This is a genomic window from Candidatus Methylopumilus universalis (genome assembly GCF_006364435.1).
Taxonomy (GTDB): Bacteria; Pseudomonadota; Gammaproteobacteria; order Burkholderiales; family Methylophilaceae; genus Methylopumilus; species Methylopumilus universalis.
In genome coordinates this window covers 124158-139889 of sequence record NZ_CP040977.1, presented here as the reverse complement: position 1 = coordinate 139889, position 15732 = coordinate 124158, and the positions used below count along the sequence as shown (strand labels likewise).

21 protein-coding genes are annotated in these 15732 nt (G+C 34.9%); 9 read left to right on the top strand and 12 right to left on the bottom strand.

The window, feature by feature from the left end; all coding sequences use genetic code 11:
- Complete coding sequence (purM, locus tag FIT70_RS00775) at window positions 1-1056, bottom strand: phosphoribosylformylglycinamidine cyclo-ligase (RefSeq protein WP_139874166.1); 1056 nt, start codon at window positions 1054-1056, stop codon at window positions 1-3.
- 122 nt (window positions 1057-1178) lie between these two features.
- Between purM and FIT70_RS00770 the strand changes: the two genes are divergently transcribed.
- Window positions 1179-1781, top strand: coding sequence for an HdaA/DnaA family protein (locus tag FIT70_RS00770; protein ID WP_139884174.1), 603 nt, complete (start codon window positions 1179-1181; stop codon window positions 1779-1781).
- A gap of 2 nt (window positions 1782-1783) precedes the next feature.
- On the opposite strand, the gene ahpF is transcribed toward FIT70_RS00770, so the two are convergent.
- From ahpF to FIT70_RS00755, 3 genes are all read right to left on the bottom strand, one after another.
- Entirely contained in the window at window positions 1784-3337 is a 1554-nt protein-coding gene (gene ahpF, locus FIT70_RS00765) for an alkyl hydroperoxide reductase subunit F (RefSeq protein ID WP_139874164.1), read from the bottom strand.
- 64 nt (window positions 3338-3401) lie between these two features.
- Complete coding sequence (gene ahpC, locus FIT70_RS00760; RefSeq protein WP_139866745.1) at window positions 3402-3968, bottom strand: alkyl hydroperoxide reductase subunit C; 567 nt, start codon at window positions 3966-3968, stop codon at window positions 3402-3404.
- 145 nt (window positions 3969-4113) lie between these two features.
- A complete protein-coding gene (locus tag FIT70_RS00755; RefSeq protein ID WP_139874163.1) occupies window positions 4114-5550 on the bottom strand; it encodes a beta-barrel assembly-enhancing protease in 1437 nt (478 codons plus the stop codon).
- Between the two features lie 64 nt (window positions 5551-5614).
- Here FIT70_RS00755 and moaC point away from each other — a divergent pair, with 64 nt between their 5' ends.
- From moaC to FIT70_RS00740, 3 genes are all read left to right on the top strand, one after another.
- A complete protein-coding gene (gene moaC, locus FIT70_RS00750) occupies window positions 5615-6130 on the top strand; it encodes a cyclic pyranopterin monophosphate synthase MoaC (RefSeq protein ID WP_139930336.1) in 516 nt (171 codons plus the stop codon).
- Between the two features lie 40 nt (window positions 6131-6170).
- On the top strand, window positions 6171-7160 hold the full coding sequence (locus tag FIT70_RS00745) for a tyrosine-type recombinase/integrase (RefSeq protein WP_139930334.1): 990 nt from the start codon (window positions 6171-6173) through the stop codon (window positions 7158-7160).
- 160 nt (window positions 7161-7320) lie between these two features.
- Window positions 7321-7869 carry a helix-turn-helix domain-containing protein gene (locus FIT70_RS00740; protein WP_139930332.1) on the top strand — a complete coding sequence of 183 codons (549 nt, stop codon included), beginning with the start codon at window positions 7321-7323 and terminating at the stop codon, window positions 7867-7869.
- 96 nt (window positions 7870-7965) lie between these two features.
- On the opposite strand, the gene FIT70_RS00735 is transcribed toward FIT70_RS00740, so the two are convergent.
- From FIT70_RS00735 to FIT70_RS00710, 6 genes are all read right to left on the bottom strand, one after another.
- Window positions 7966-8298 carry a hypothetical protein gene (locus FIT70_RS00735; protein WP_139930330.1) on the bottom strand — a complete coding sequence of 111 codons (333 nt, stop codon included), beginning with the start codon at window positions 8296-8298 and terminating at the stop codon, window positions 7966-7968.
- Between the two features lie 7 nt (window positions 8299-8305).
- Complete coding sequence (locus FIT70_RS00730) at window positions 8306-8761, bottom strand: hypothetical protein (protein ID WP_139930328.1); 456 nt, start codon at window positions 8759-8761, stop codon at window positions 8306-8308.
- Entirely contained in the window at window positions 8758-9033 is a 276-nt protein-coding gene (locus FIT70_RS00725; RefSeq protein WP_139930327.1) for a hypothetical protein, read from the bottom strand. Before FIT70_RS00725 ends, FIT70_RS00730 begins: the two co-directional genes overlap by 4 nt.
- A gap of 264 nt (window positions 9034-9297) precedes the next feature.
- Window positions 9298-9573 carry a hypothetical protein gene (locus FIT70_RS00720; RefSeq protein WP_223257737.1) on the bottom strand — a complete coding sequence of 92 codons (276 nt, stop codon included), beginning with the start codon at window positions 9571-9573 and terminating at the stop codon, window positions 9298-9300.
- A 9-nt stretch (window positions 9574-9582) separates the two neighbouring features.
- The gene (locus FIT70_RS00715) at window positions 9583-10167 is read right to left on the bottom strand and encodes a YajG family lipoprotein (RefSeq protein WP_139930325.1); all 585 of its coding nucleotides are present in this window, start codon (window positions 10165-10167) and stop codon (window positions 9583-9585) included.
- A gap of 10 nt (window positions 10168-10177) precedes the next feature.
- Entirely contained in the window at window positions 10178-10654 is a 477-nt protein-coding gene (locus FIT70_RS00710; RefSeq protein WP_139930323.1) for a hypothetical protein, read from the bottom strand.
- A gap of 215 nt (window positions 10655-10869) precedes the next feature.
- On the opposite strand from FIT70_RS00710, the gene FIT70_RS00705 reads away from it, so the two are divergent.
- The 5 genes from FIT70_RS00705 to FIT70_RS00690 all read left to right on the top strand — a co-directional run bounded on the left by FIT70_RS00705 (window position 10870) and on the right by FIT70_RS00690 (window position 14027).
- Window positions 10870-11745 (top strand): YDG/SRA domain-containing protein, encoded by an 876-nt coding sequence (locus FIT70_RS00705; RefSeq protein WP_139930321.1) that lies wholly within the window; start codon window positions 10870-10872, stop codon window positions 11743-11745.
- A 24-nt stretch (window positions 11746-11769) separates the two neighbouring features.
- A complete protein-coding gene (locus tag FIT70_RS00700; RefSeq protein WP_139930319.1) occupies window positions 11770-12354 on the top strand; it encodes a hypothetical protein in 585 nt (194 codons plus the stop codon).
- Window positions 12355-12359: 5 nt separating this feature from the next.
- Entirely contained in the window at window positions 12360-13532 is a 1173-nt protein-coding gene (locus tag FIT70_RS00695) for a M48 family metallopeptidase (protein WP_139930317.1), read from the top strand.
- Window positions 13533-13603: 71 nt separating this feature from the next.
- A complete protein-coding gene (locus tag FIT70_RS06880) occupies window positions 13604-13774 on the top strand; it encodes a hypothetical protein (protein ID WP_189340858.1) in 171 nt (56 codons plus the stop codon).
- Window positions 13775-13847: 73 nt separating this feature from the next.
- Entirely contained in the window at window positions 13848-14027 is a 180-nt protein-coding gene (locus tag FIT70_RS00690) for a cyclic pyranopterin monophosphate synthase MoaC (RefSeq protein ID WP_139930315.1), read from the top strand.
- A gap of 70 nt (window positions 14028-14097) precedes the next feature.
- On the opposite strand, the gene FIT70_RS00685 is transcribed toward FIT70_RS00690, so the two are convergent.
- Window positions 14098-14712, bottom strand: coding sequence for an SOUL family heme-binding protein (locus tag FIT70_RS00685; RefSeq protein WP_139874161.1), 615 nt, complete (start codon window positions 14710-14712; stop codon window positions 14098-14100).
- A 5-nt stretch (window positions 14713-14717) separates the two neighbouring features.
- Entirely contained in the window at window positions 14718-15731 is a 1014-nt protein-coding gene (locus tag FIT70_RS00680; protein WP_139884173.1) for an NAD(P)/FAD-dependent oxidoreductase, read from the bottom strand.
- Window position 15732 lies beyond the last annotated feature (1 nt).

Genomic DNA, 15732 nt, shown 5'->3' with positions numbered 1-15732 from the left:
TTAAATCACCATAGTAGGGTGTTCATTAGCTTCACGTTTCCTAATGATGCCTATTTCGTAAACAGTCTCTTGTGATGCCTCTAAGATTTTCTTTGCGCGAGCCACGTCATTTTGATCAATGATAATAGCCATACCTATTCCACAATTAAATGTTCGATAAAGTTCTGCACTAGAAATATTCCCTTTATCTTGAAGCCATGTAAAAAGTTTTGGTAATGGCCAGCTTGATGATTGAATTTCTGCTTTTAAATCTTCGCCTAAAATTCGTGGGATATTTTCTGTAATACCTCCACCCGTAATATGTGCCATACCCTTAATCTTGACTGTCTCTTTCAGCTTAAGAATAGATTTTACATAAAGCTTAGTGGGCTCCATTACAATATCTCTTAATGTTTTTCCATCAAAGGGTGCTGAAAAATCAGCCTTTTCATTACTAATAATTTTCCTAATCAGCGAATATCCGTTTGAATGAGCTCCACTAGAAGCAAGGCCAATCACTGCATCGCCAGATCGAATTGTTTTGCCATCAATGATTTCACTTTTTTCTACAACACCCACTGCAAACCCAGCTAGATCATATTCACCTTCAGGATACATACCTGGCATTTCTGCTGTTTCTCCACCCACAAGAGCGCATCCAGACTGAGCGCAACCTTCAGCAATACCTTTAATAACCTGAGATGCTGTTTCTACGTCAAGTTTCCCGCATGCAAAATAATCTAGAAAAAATAAGGGTTCAGCACCTTGAACCAATATATCGTTAACACTCATGGCCACTAAATCAATACCAACTGTGTCATGTTTGTTTAATTCGAATGCTAATTTAAGTTTTGTACCGACCCCGTCTGTACCCGAAACGAGAACAGGCTCTTTATATTTTTTAGGCACTTCGAATAACGATCCGAAACCTCCAATACCGCCCAAAACCTCGGCTCTCATAGTTTTTCTTGCAAAAGGCTTGATTCTTTCAACAAGCGCATCTCCCGCCTCAATGTCTACCCCTGCATCTCTATAGGTGATGGATTGATTATCTTTTCTTGTATCATCTTTATTCAAAAGATTAACTCTCTTTCATTAAACATTTGGGTTAGTCGTTATAATTGAAATTTTAACCGAAATATATTTTAAAGATGTGCATAATTAAGGCTATCTTTACTTAAATAAGCTTTCTCATAGATATGAAACAGATGCTATTAGCTCTATCTCCAACACCAAAACAATCTTTTGAAAATTTTGTGGTTGGTCACAATATCGAAGTAATTCATACCTTAAAGCAAATCATCTCTCATAAACTGCCTATTCAATTCATATATCTTTGGGGTAACGAAGGTTCAGGTAAATCACATTTGGCTCAAATTGCATCTGATCATGGATTTGTGATTCATGATGACGTGCATTTACTTAATGACTCAGGTCAAATCGAATTATTCAACACATATAATCGATGCAAAGAATCTCATCAGAACATGCTTGTGACAGGACTTTATTCGCCGCTCCAGATGAAATTAAGAGATGATTTAGCCACTAGACTTGCTTGGGGAGTAACTTATGAAGTTATAGCTCTCTCAGATGAAGAAAAAAAATTAGCACTTCTAAGACACGCTGATGAAAGAGGTATGAAACTTAACGGGGATATTGTTGACTATTGCTTAAAGCATCTAAAAAGAGATATGCCAAATTTATTTTCTATTTTAGAAGATTTAGATAAATGGTCTTTAAGTTACAAAAGGCCTATTACTCTTCCGCTGCTTAAAGAAATTATTGCAGCCAATAAAATTTAATCTTATTGGCGAATCAAGTAATCAAAAGCCCCTAAGGAAGCTTTAGCGCCTTCGCCCATTGCAATAATAATCTGCTTATAAGGCACGGTAGTTACATCCCCAGCTGCGAATAGCCCTGGCAATGAAGATTGGCCATGGCTATCAATAATAATTTCTCCAAACTTAGAAAGATCTACAGTATTTTTTACAAAGTCAGTATTTGGCAATAGTCCAATTTGAATAAAAATACCTTCAAGTGCAATCGTTTTCTTTTCGTTTGTTTTTCGATCAAGATAAATCATGCTATTCACTTTGTCAGAGCCAAGAACTTCTAATGTTTGTGCATTTAATATGACATCAACATTTGACAAGCTATAGAGTCTCTTTTGTAAGATATCATCAGCTTTGAGTTCTCCGGCAAATTCAAAAAGCGTGACATGCCCAACGATATTTGCAAGATCAATCGCGGCTTCAACCCCAGAGTTTCCCCCGCCTATGACTGCAACGTGTTTGCCTTTAAATAAAGGTCCATCGCAATGTGGGCAATAAGCTACACCTTTACCTTTGAATTCTTTTTCGCCAGGAACATTTAACTCTCTCCATCTTGCGCCTGTTGCAACAATGACTGATTTACTTTTAAGCTTTCCGCCATTTTCTAACTCTACTTCAAACAAAGCATTTTCATCATTTTTTTGAATGCTCTTTGCACGCTGTAAATTCATAATATCGACTTCATATTCTTTTACGTGCTCTTCAAGAGCTGTGACTAACTTTGGTCCTTCTGTGGCTTTGACTGAAATAAAATTTTCTATGCCTAAAGTGTCCATAACTTGTCCGCCAAAACGCTCAGACACAATTCCTGTTCGTATGCCTTTTCGAGCACTATAAATAGCAGCTGACGCACCTGCTGGACCGCCTCCTACAATTAAAATATCGTAAGTTTCTTTTTTGGAAATTTTCTCAGCTTCTTTTAAGCTAGCACTTGAGTCAATCTTATTTACAATTTCATCAAGCTCCATTCTTCCTTGGCCAAAAGGCTCGCCATTAAGAAAGATAGTAGGTACAGCCATAATTTGTTTATCTTCCACTTCCTTCTGAAATAAGGCGCCATCTATCATGGTATGAGAAATATTGGAATTAATAATAGACATTGCATTTAGCGCCTGAACAACATCAGGGCAATTATGGCAACTCAGCGAAATATAAGTTTCGAAATGAAACTTACCTTGTATGTTTTTAATTTGTTCTATTTTTTCGGCATCTAACTTTAATGGATGCCCTCCTGCTTGAAGCAAAGCCAAAACAAATGACGTAAATTCATGCCCCGACGGAATACCTGCAAAAGTTATGCCTGTAGCGTCTATCTCTCGATTGACCTCAAAAGATGGGATTCTTTTGGAAACATCTGTTTCCTTATTTAAAGTTATTTTTTCTGATAAAGAAGTAACTTCTTCTAACATCCCTAACATTTCTTGGGATGAAGCGCTCTCGTCAACATTTGCTAGAAGCTTAATAGGGCTCACAAGCCTAGCCATGTAGTCTTGTAATTGATTTCTAATTGTTATGTCGAGAGCCATTTATTTACCTAAGATGTTTATGAAATTCCCAGGCCTCTATGGCCTGGGGTTCATTTTTTTGTAATTAGATCTTGCCTACGAGATCTAGAGATGGAGCGATTGTTTTAGCGCCTTCTTGCCATTTAGCTGGACATACTTGGCCTGGATTATTAGCCACATATTGTGCGGCCTTAAGCTTACGTAATGTTTCCTTAACGTCACGAGCTATAGCATTGTCATGCACTTCCATCGTTTTAATTTCGCCTTTTGGATTGATAATAAAAGTTCCGCGCAAAGCAAGGCCTTCTTCATCAATATGCACTTCAAAAGCGCGTGTTAATTGATGAGTTGGATCACCTATCAATGGAAACTTAGCTTTGCTCACTGCAGGCGATGTTTCATGCCATACCTTATGAGAAAAATGTGTGTCTGTCGTCACAATATAAACTTCTGCACCTGCTTTTTGAAATTCTGCATAATGATCTGCAGCATCTTCAACTTCTGTTGGGCAGTTAAATGTAAATGCGGCTGGCATAAAAATTACCACTGACCATTTGCCTTTAAGGCTTGCCTCTGAAACATCAACAAACTTACCGTTGTGAAATGCTGTTGCTTTAAACGGTTTTACTTCGGTATTAACTAATGAAGACATCGTCTTCTCCTTCTTTGGTTGGTTTAAAAATGATGATTATAGGTAGGTCGCTTTAATATGTAAAATCAATTGTTATTATATATGTGATATATATTACTTATCAAAATAAAATATTCAAGATCTAGATAAGCCTAAAAATATATTTTTATTTTTTATCTTTGATGTCTTCGAGGCTATTCTCAAATTTCAATTGTTTTAAACGCGACTCCACAATCGATTTTTGATAAAAATTACCATCTTTAGATTTAGTAGCAAACTCCATCTGTTCTATTGCTCTAGGCAAATTAAATTTACGGTAATAAGCCTCGGATTGAGCTTGATATTGAAGTAATTCTTTTCCTTCTTTTGCATAAGCCTTCGAAAGCAATTCATAGAAATAGCTATCTTCAGGGTAGGTATTTAACTTTTCATTAATAAGCCTGATAGATTTTTCAAATTCATTTGTCATTAGGTAGTGTTCTGCTAGTCCGTAAATTAATGCTCGATAGTTCGGGTATATATTTAACGCTTTTAAGTAATGATTTAATGCTTGGACTGGTTGATTTGTAGAAACTTCTAGTTTGCACCCAAGTGTTTCAATCAGAGCATTTTTTTTAGTATTCGTTTTTAGCCACTCAACTTCTTGCCGGGCCTTGGCAAAGTCACTTTTCCTCATGTAAGCAATTGCCAGTCCATATCGCTCGGATGCCTCATTCATATAACGTTTATCTTTAATGCTTCCCTCAAACTCATCGACCGCAGATTGAGGCGTACCATTTGAAGCTCTCAATTTAGATTTAATAAATATAAAATCAGGGTTATCAGGTATTTGCCTATAACGACTTTCTTTGACTCTATTTGAAATATCGCTAATACGATCAGTTGTAATCGGGTGAGTTCTTAAGAAGCTAGGAGCCGCGCCTTCTGAAAAACGAGAACCTCTTTGAAGAGTGTTAAAAAATGAAACCATTGACCGACCATCAAAGCCCGCATCAGTCAAAATTTGAAAACCTACCCGGTCAGCTTCTTTTTCATGCTCTCTCGTATAGTCCAACTGTTTTTGAACTCCCATGGCTGAAGCAGCTGTCATAGTACCAGCTGACAACTGAGGATTGGCCCTTGCGACAAGAAGTGCTAAAGCAATACCTAATACAGTTTTAATTGAATCATTTTTTTGCTGAGCAATCATTCTTGGCAAATGTCTTTGTGTCACGTGAGCAATTTCATGGCCCAATACACTAGCAACCTCTGATTCACTATTTGAAGCTAAAATTAAACCTGTATGAACACCAATCACACCACCAAGCATCGCAAATGCATTAATTGAAGACTCATTAACTACAAAAAAATTAAACTGCTGTCTTTTGTTAGGACTATATGCCACCAATCTATCCCCTAAATTTCTGAGATAATCGATCACCTCAATATCTTGAACAATTTCAGGACTAACTGCCACTTCCTTTAAAATTGCTTTGGCAATAGCCTGTTCTTCTTTCGCGGATATAATGAGCTGAGATGAATCACCTAAATCAGGTAATTCATTGGCAAAAACGGAAAGGCAACAAAAAAAAGTTGCTAATAATATAATTTTAAATTTCATCATTGGTATGATACCTAGATTAATAATCACTTACATCTAAGTTTGAGAAGATAAGCTAATTAAATTCATGAAAAAACTAACTCATATTAATCAAAAAGGTGATGCGCAACTTGTAGACATTACTGATAAAGCAATTACCCATCGAAAAGCAATAGCCGAAGGAACAATTCAATTAAACAAAGAAACTTTAAAGCTAATTCAAGCTAATTTAATTAAAAAAGGTGATGTTCTAAATACTGCAAAAATTGCAGGAATTCAAGCAGCAAAAAAAACTTGGGAGCTTATTCCTCTTTGTCATTCAATCAACCTTACTAAAATTGATATTAACTTTAAGATTGATAAAAAAAATAATACGATTGTTTGTCAATCATCTTGTGAATGTTTTGCACAAACAGGACTTGAAATGGAAGCACTTTCAGCCGTCAGCATTGCCCTCCTCACCATTTATGACATGGTGAAAGCAGTAGACCGTACGATGGTGATCTCAAATATCCACTTAGTGGAGAAGTCTGGGGGACGCTCTGGGCTTTATAAGCGAGAGGTTAAAGCTAAACTTAAGAAGGTAGTTAAAACGAAGGAATAATAGCGTTGCTCCAATCCTGCTCCAATGAGAGGAAACGGATATGGCAACAATCAGTAGCAGAAAAAATAAATGGCACGTAAGAATTAGGCGTATTGGTCAACCTACCATAGCTAAAACCTTCCTGATGAAACAGGATGCCGAAAAATGGGCACGAAGTATTGAGATTGAGATTGACCGCAAAACATACATTAATAACAATCTTGCCAAAAAAACTCAATTCAAAGATATCCTCCAGCAATACCTCAAAGATGTAATTCCTCACATGCGTAGCAGTAGAGATGCAGCTATACGCCTTAAAAAGCTTATGCGGCATCCTTTGGCTAAATACAATATGGCAGAACTATCACCCAAGCATATCGCAGATTATCGTGATGAAAGATTAAAGGTAAATAAGCCTAATACAGTCATTAGAGAGTTGGCTGTCCTGTCATCTATTATTAATCACGCTAGGCGTGAATGGAGCCTTAATATTATTAACCCAGTCTCAATGATTAAGAAACCTCCTTCTGCTGAAGGCAGAAATAGAATAATTAGCGACGAAGAAATTAATAAGATTATTTATATATTAAAAAATACACGTGGAACTTTTCATAATAACTATATGGCTTTACTTGTAGAGTTTGCATTAGAAACTGCAATGAGAAGAGGCGAGCTTACTTCGCTTCGCTGGGAGCATGTAAACTTTAAAACGAGAGTTGCTTATTTAGCATTAACCAAAAATGGCACAAGTAGATATGTGCCCTTATCTATTAAAGCAATATTTATTTTAAATAATCTTTCACGCAGTATTGATGGGAGAGTGTTTCCTTTAAAAAATAATAGTGTCTCCTTAAGTTTTTTAAGGGCATCCAGAAAAGCAAATATTCCAGATATTCACTTTCATGATTTAAGACATATTGCTTTAACTAGATTATGTTCAAAAATATCTAATGTTTTAGAGTTAGCTGCCATTAGTGGGCATAAGCAATTGAAGATGCTTCAAAGATACACGCATATAAAAGCAGAAAATCTTGTGAGTAAATTAGATTAAATGTTGTTTATATATTTCAAATATAAAAATTATATAGGTCTTATGTAAGGCTTGATTAGCAAGGGAATTGAAGTAAATGTGTGCACAATTTTTGTGCTCATATTTCAATTGACGGACGTGAAAGTCGTACTAAAATTAGATATTAATTTTAGGTAAATATATGAGTAAATTTTTTAATCCAAGTCTTAAGTCATTTTCATTTAAGTGGAGAGATGCTTTTACGGCAGACAAATCTCTCCATTCAACTACGAAGCTAGTTCTTCATACGCTTCACTTGTATATGGGTAATCGTAATGGAAAATGTTTCCCATCAATACAAACTATTGCTGAACTGTCTAGCCTTGACCCTAGAACTGTTTCTCCACATATTAAAAAAGCAGAAAAGGCTGGGTATCTAACTATCACTAAAAGGGGAAGTACTAGTGGTTGGAGACGAAACAACTATCAGGCAAATATACCATTAATGGATGAGCATTTAATTACAGGTCGTGAGGAAGATATTGTTAATCGTGAGGAAAACAAAGTAAGAATGGTGGGGATTAATATTCCTACTAACTCTTTTAGTAACTCTGTAAATAACTCTACTAATAACTCTTTTATTAAAAATCACCACTATGAAGAATTATCAGAATACCAGAAAGATAGATTACTAGAACAAGAGCAGGATAAGAAAAAAATTACTTTTATTAAAGATATACCTTTTATCTAATAGATTTAGAGAAACATAATTTCTTTACCCTCTATGAGTACTGCTTTATAGATATATATCATAGGGTTTCTTTTTTCAGTTAAAGGTATGACCTATTTAATTGCCAAGTTTTATACTGAATGCTACTTTATTTTTTCTTAAGGTATTGCAATTAACACCCCCTATTTCAACTTCACTTCCGCTTTTAGGAGGAACAGATATTGCAAACGCAGATTTAGAGTCTAACGTATCACCATCTTTATCAATGATAAATAATGTTATATTCCATACCGCCTTATCTGTCCTATTGACTAAATTAAAACGTACCCCATTACCCTCATGACAAATAAAATTCTTAACAACAATGTCAGGTATATCAGTTTTAAAAACTTGGTCAGAAAATGATAGGTTTGAGTAAAACAAAAGGGAAATTAAAAGTATTTTTTTCATGTTTAAGTTAAAACTTCTTTTTTGTTGTATCTATTATTTCACAGGTTCCATCACCTGATTTATTCAAGAAACTGTTACCACTATTAAAGGAAGAAAATGAAGAGTATGTCATCCGCCCAGAATACCTATTTATTCTATAACTGGCAGTATGCTCTTGTTTTGGAGGTTTCCAATTGTTTGTAATAAACCATTCTGTATCAGAACTAAAATCATTAATAACACGATTTTCCATTTTAACTGAACCAACACCCAAGAGTTTGTTAGACATTCCCTCAATGACTCTTTCAATCCCACGTTTAGTTTGAATTTCTGATATTTTAATATGTTCTTGATAGTATTCTTTTTCTTCACCCCCAGTTGAAAAATATGATGTGAGGTTTATATTGCAAGATAATATAATTTCTTTAGCTTGAAGATAATTTGATATGAAACATAAGACAATTAAAAAAATTAATTTTTTCATTGCCTAATTCCATGTTTATGTTTGTAGGTAGATATCATTGCTGGAGTTACATCTTGTGCATAGCAGACTGGAGCATAGCCCCCAACTTTTGAGTATGCACTTCTTCTGCCACAGGAGCTGCCATTGGAAGCTCTGTTATAAGGACAAGGGCAGTTGCCAGAGTAATTAGCTATAGATTCACTAATGATGTTTTGGATAATTTGTTGGTCTTGACCTGTTTCACTAAATGAAATTAGCGGGATAAAAAATATTAAAAATAACAGTTTTTTCATTTGCTAATACTTAACGTAACAAATTTCAGACAACATATGAACTTGTTTATCTTTGTCACAATTGTGAGCATTAAAAGCATACTTATACTTAACCATGCAACCCTGAAAAAACATTGAATTTTGTGTCATGTCAGTAGGAAACTTTTGATTTGCTTGAAGAAGGCATTTATCAACAATTTCTTGTTTACTTAAGCTGCATCCTATTAGAACCATCATGGGAATAAGTAAAAGGATTAATAGATAATTTTTTTCCACATTTAAGTCTTATTTGTATTGGTACTGATAACTATCTATTGGTTTAATAGCTGGTAAAGAATAAGGCGTTGCATCTATCCTATAAGGGTCAACTGTGCCAGCCTGACCTGTATAAGGATTAACATTTCCTTTCGTGCTGTAATTGTCCAGAGTTGTTCCATTAGGAGAGCTTCTATAGTGAGGTTCAACATACGTACCATTCTGTTTTGTATAACCTCTAACGTATGTGTCTGCAAATGCGTTAAACGAAAGTAGGAGTGCAATAGCTATCAGTATCTTTTTCATATATTCCCCTTATTTTTTTAAGAGAGCTGAGTGAAGGTCTTTGTCTTGAGCAACTTTACCAATAATATCTGTCATAGCTTTTATGAGGGCTTCTCTTGCATTTTCTCCAAGAGCTAATTGTATGTTTGGATAAACGCCTCCACCCTCATATGACTTAGTAAATATAACTTCATTTTTTCCATTTGTTACAATGATATTAATTAAGCCATCAGCAACTGCATCACCTGCAAAGAAGCCCATTTTGAAGTCGTTGTAGAAACGAATTAATTCAACTTTCACAACTTTTCCACCAGCACCATTTTTAAAACCTAAATTCTCAAGTTCAAACAAAACTGCGTCTGAAAAAGTTTTAGCAACATCATTATTAGGAGTTATCTTTCCCATTTCCATTCCGTAGCCATTTTTCTTTGCACCTACTCGGTCTTTAAATACTGTTCTTTTATCTTCATTCTTTACTTCAACATTAACTTTGTCAGCACCTTCAACTATTGTAATGTTTGCTCTTCCTTGATATGGAATATCAATTTTGTCTTCAGTTAATGCACAGCCTGTAAATAAAAAAGCTATAAGTATTAGAGTTATATATCTCAACATAATTTATCCCTTATTTTTTCTCGTCAGTAAATTTAATGCCTTTAGGTTTCTTCATTTCTTCTGGTAATGAATTTGCAGGAAGAACTCTTTGATATTGACCATTAATTTGCACTATTACTCGGTCATTATTTTTATGAATTACATCTTTTTCGGATACATTTTGAGCAACAGTTATTGTTTTTCCATTTTCAAGAACAACGGTATATTCAACACCACCTCTTTTTCTAATGGCTCTTTCCAGAGCTGCACCAGCTGTAGCACCAACCACAGCGCCAGCAACGACAGCAACAGCTGTTCCTGTCCCACCGCCAATATTTCCTCCTGCCGCTGCACCTGCTGCTCCTCCAGCAATTGCTCCTCCCACAGAAGACTCACCCATAATTTCTATATCTCTAATTGCTATAACGGTTCCAAATTGAACAACCTGTACCTGTCCAACTTCAGAGTATCCGTAACGAGTTTGAGTGGCATAGTCACAACTAATCAAAAGAAGTGGGATAAGTAATAATAAAAACAATTTTTTCATGTAAAACCTTATGTATTTGATGGTTATTCATTGACTATACGCTTTGTAAAAATAAGAGCAAACTATAGTTAACTAGTCACCTCAATAATCACTATATAAATCAATAAGTTATAAGAGAAAACTCTGATAGTAATTCCCTTAATAATCATGAGGTTACAGAAGGAAACAATTAATATATGAATACGAATTTTTTTTCTGAAAACATACCTGAAGGTACAGCTTTTGAGTCAAGAGCAGAGATTAAAGATGTTGGACTTCACAAGCATTTAGTTCATGGAATATCAGCAAATGAAGATGGAGCTTTTTCTGTTGTAGTTGCTGGCGGTTATGTAGATGATGAAGATTTTGGAGATGAAATAATTTATACAGGTCAAGGTGGTAGAGATGAAAAAACAGGAAAGCATATAAAGAACCAAGAATTAGTAAGCGGAAATAAGGCTTTAGTAATAAACCATACTCAAGGGTTTCCTGTCAGAGTGATAAGAAAAAAAGACTCTAAAAATCCATACGCACCAATAGAAAACTACAGATATGATGGGCTTTATACAGTTGACGACCATTGGCGTGAAAAAGGTAAGGAAGGGTTTTATGTTTACCGCTTCAAACTTGTAAAAATAAAAGAAATATCTTCATATCAAGTCCCAAAAAAAATTGATATAGATTTATCTAAAGGTAATGACAACCCCCAAAGAAAAGAGTCTATTGCCTATAGAGTTATAAGAGATACAAAGCTGTCAAAAGACATTAAGACACTCTATGAATACAAATGCCAAGTGTGTGGAATTCAAATTGAAACAGATGGTGGTTTTTATGCAGAAGCGGCACATATAAGAGCTCTAGGAAAGCCACATAATGGAAAAGACACTCCAGATAATATTCTTTGCCTTTGTCCAAATCACCACGTCATGTTTGACAAATATGTGTTCTATATTACTGAGGGTTATGATTTAGTGGGCAAGGGAGTTAGTGGTAAGCTGTTCGTCCATGAAAAACATCAAATAAATAAAGAATTTTTAAATTATCATCGTGAGCTTTCTGATAATTTAGTTTAACGGAGTTATAAAAAGGGAATGAAAATGAAATTTAAATTAATAGCGATAGCCTTTGTTTTAATATCTTTAACTGGTTGCATTACCTACAAAGCGGTTGGTAAATTTGAAAATTATGATGAAGTATTTATTGGCAATGTAAATCATAGAATTCTTTTGGGCGGTGGCGGAACATTTGATATTACAGCTGTAAATTCAGGTGTATCTTGCACAGGAACAGCACATAAACCAGACAAAATACCTTTTAATTTTGATTGTTCAGGTCAGGAAGGGAATGGCGATGGCGTTTGCACAGACGGCAAGACAATTAAAATGCGTTGGTATGCCTCTTCGTGTAAAACAGGTTATGGAAAAGGAACTACTTCAGATGGCATAATTTTTAACTTTGCATTTGGGCTGACACAGGATGACGCAATGGTGTCATTAGACAAGCTAGCTGCTGAAGCAGTCGGAAAAAAATCTTATGCTCCAACAAAGCAAAAGGAGGAGGTGGAAAATCAATCCGTTAATATTGATGAAAAAACAAAAGAGGCTGAAGAAAAATGTATGAAATTAGGCATTAAAAGTAAGACTGAAAAATTTAATAAATGCGTTCTTGAAAACTCACGTTAATTAAAATGAAATATTTAGTTTTCATACTTACCTTTTTATACAGTCTTTTATCTTTCGGTAGCGAAACCTACTGGGATTTAGATAGTGCTGTGCATCAAGTACAAACCTCTTCATCATTAAGCCTGTTAGCTAATGGAACATCACAACAAGTTTGGTCAAGAGATTACGTTCTAAAATTAGATGAGGTAAGAAGAAAAATAAGTCAGCAGTCTGGAATTTATCCAAAATTCTTAATTTCTTCAAATAAAGATATTAATGCTTATGCAACCTACCAAAATGGTCAGCCAGTAACAGTTTTTAATTTAGGTATTTTAAACAGAATAGGAAATGATACAGATGCAATTGCTGCTGTTGTATCGCACGAATATTCTCATTTAACGCTTAATCATCACCAGTCTGCCGCAACAGTTAATGGGTTGATAGAAATTTTTGCTGGTTTAGCAATGATTGCAATTAATCAGTCATATGGGGGTGCAGCTAGAAATCCATATGAAGGTCTTTATAGAAACGGTTTGAATTTAACAGCAAAGTTTGCAAGCACAGCTTATTCTAGGGGTGAAGAGCATGATGCTGATGCTCAAGGGGTTAAGTATATGATTGCCTCTGGCTACTCTCCTGATGGAGCTATTAGACTTCATGAAAATATTATTCAATCAGGCTCCTCATTTTTAAACACACACCCTTCAAGTGAGTCACGTGTTCAAAATATTAAGGTTGCTGCTGCAGGAGGTTCAACTTATAGCCCATCACAACCAAGTCAAGTAATTGCTCAAAATGTCAATACAACGCAAATGTCCTATACAGGAAAATTAAACGATATTGATTTTAGTAAAACATGCGAGGCTAATGGCTTTGCCCCCAATACGAGTCAGTATGATGTTTGCCTCTTTAAACTTAAACGAGGTAAAACTGCAGAACCAAAAATATCAAATGTAATAAATAATTTGCCAGATAATAGTCAGGTGGGTTCAATTATTTCAATTAAGAAAAAAGAGAGCTATGTTATTTTTGTTTCATCAGTTCAGGATGTTTTGCCTTTAGGCTCTAAAATAAAAATTACAGGTCATAGCGAAGAGACAAGTGGAACAATAGATAAATATTACGATGGATATTATTCAGCTTCTGTAGAAGATATCAATTCAGTCAAAAAAGGAAGCAGAGTTATATTTATTAATTAGTTTTTTTCACCTTAAAAAGTAGCAGGCAATAAAAAAGCCACAAGAAAGTGGCTAAACAAGGAGAGTAGGTCATGAGCAGTAAATTTCAATATATAGATGATGGTCTATCAGAAGAACATATAAAGCAGATATGTCGTTTCCTAGATACGCCTTATGTAATAGGTGAGTATCAGAAATGGCATAAGTTTGCTGCGTTTAAGTGGTGGCATAAAAGAGAGATGGATAAGAATTATAGCTTGTGATAATCTAATTTTTGCTCCAACTATGCTCCAATTAACTAACAAAAACAGCTTGGAATAACATTATTATTTTTTCGTGAAGCTTGATAAATCAGCCGTCAACATCGCCCTCCTCACCATTTATGACATGGTGAAAGCAGTAGACCGTACGATGGTGATCTCAAATATCCACTTAGTGGAAAAGTCTGGGGGACGCTCTGGGCTTTATAAACGAGGTGAGGGACTAAATAAAACAAAGTCTAAAAAAGTAAAATAAAAAAGTGCTTGTCCCAATTCTGTCCTTGTGAAGAGCAGGGACGTAATCCTATTAAATTAAAAATTAATATTTAGATTCTAAACATTAGTTCATTTCTTCTTAGAAATGGCAGAGTCCAGGGAGGATTGTAACGAGCAAGTATTGCGGGACCCTTCGGATCTATATTTCTTTTTTTCATTTCTTCATTAAGTAAATTTAACATCTCCGCATATTTTTTTTCCCTCACCAAACCAGAGAATGTAATCACTGCATATTTTTCTGATGGCACTTCGATAATTTTAACTTCTGGATTATTAGGCACAGGAAGAGTCTCTTTTGTAAATTGCTTTGGCATATTAAAGCTAACATACCAACCTTTTTCAGTTTCTTCAGAAATAACTGGTGCTGTCATATCAATTTTTTCTGCAGCATCACGACTAACCACTGGAGCTGTCATATCAATTTTTTTTGAGCCTTCATTCGTTTTATTATTTCCAAAAATAAAATCGGCTAACAAACGAAATCCTTTGCTCGATGCGCTATCAAATGTTCCATTAACAAGAACCTGAGCTATTAATTTAGGTTGGTACTCTCTAATCTCAAATGCATCTTTTTTTTCAATGCTGATAAATTCTGGTTCTTCAATCGCCATAGCATTAAAGCTTGTGATGAATAGAAGTACAATTGTAAAAATATTTAATCGCATTATGCTTATCCATTTAAAGTTATCAAATCACTAATTATTCTTGCTGCTTTTGGGGCCATCGTCAATCCATAACGATAGTGACCGACATTCAAGTATACATTATTGTATTTATGATGCTTTTCTATCATGGGCACATTATCTAGAGAGCCTGGCCTCAGACCGCTCCATTGATTTTCAATTTTGTAGTTTTTTAAAATAGGCATTAAAGATTCGGATTTCTGCTGAAGAGAATTTCTAGCCTCTTCTGTAATACCTTTGTCAAATCCAACGTCTTCTTTTGTGCTTCCTCCAAGAACAACCCCATCCTGTCTTTGCACCAAATAGAAATCATCTTTATAAAGGATGTATGGTAATTTCTCTTTAATAGCAGGATATTGAATAAGCTGCCCTCTAATAGGTCGAATTTTTGGCATCTCAATTTCATTTAAAACATTTGAGCTCCATGCCCCAGATGCCACAACATAACAATCTGCTTCCAAATTAATATTTTTTTCGATTTGAAGATGATGAATAAAATTATTTGAATCAGAAATGGGGCTAACTTTTTGATGCTCTATTATCACGACATTATTTTTAATTAAGTATTTTTTTAAGGCTTTTAATAAGCGAGGATTTCTAATTTGGGCAACATGCGGCAAAAGCAAGCATGATGTTTTTTCTATTTGAATTTGTTTAATTTCAATAGAATTTTTTTGACACCAATTCATCGCGAGATCTTTATCATGCTCATCATATATCAACATTCCCGACTCAGTCCATTCAGGGTCAATACCTGTATCTTTTTTTAAAATTTCAGAAAGTTGATGATAAAAATCAGCACTTCCAAAACAAAGATCATTGACGCTATCTTGATAGTTCCAGGGCAATAAAGGGGAGAGAATACCAGCCCCAGCCCACGAAGCCTCCTGGCCTATGGCATTCTGATCAATTAAAGTAACTTCGTATCCTTCTTTAATAAGAAAGAATGAAGTTATACATCCCACGATACCCCCACCAATGACAGCAACTTTTTTTGTCATA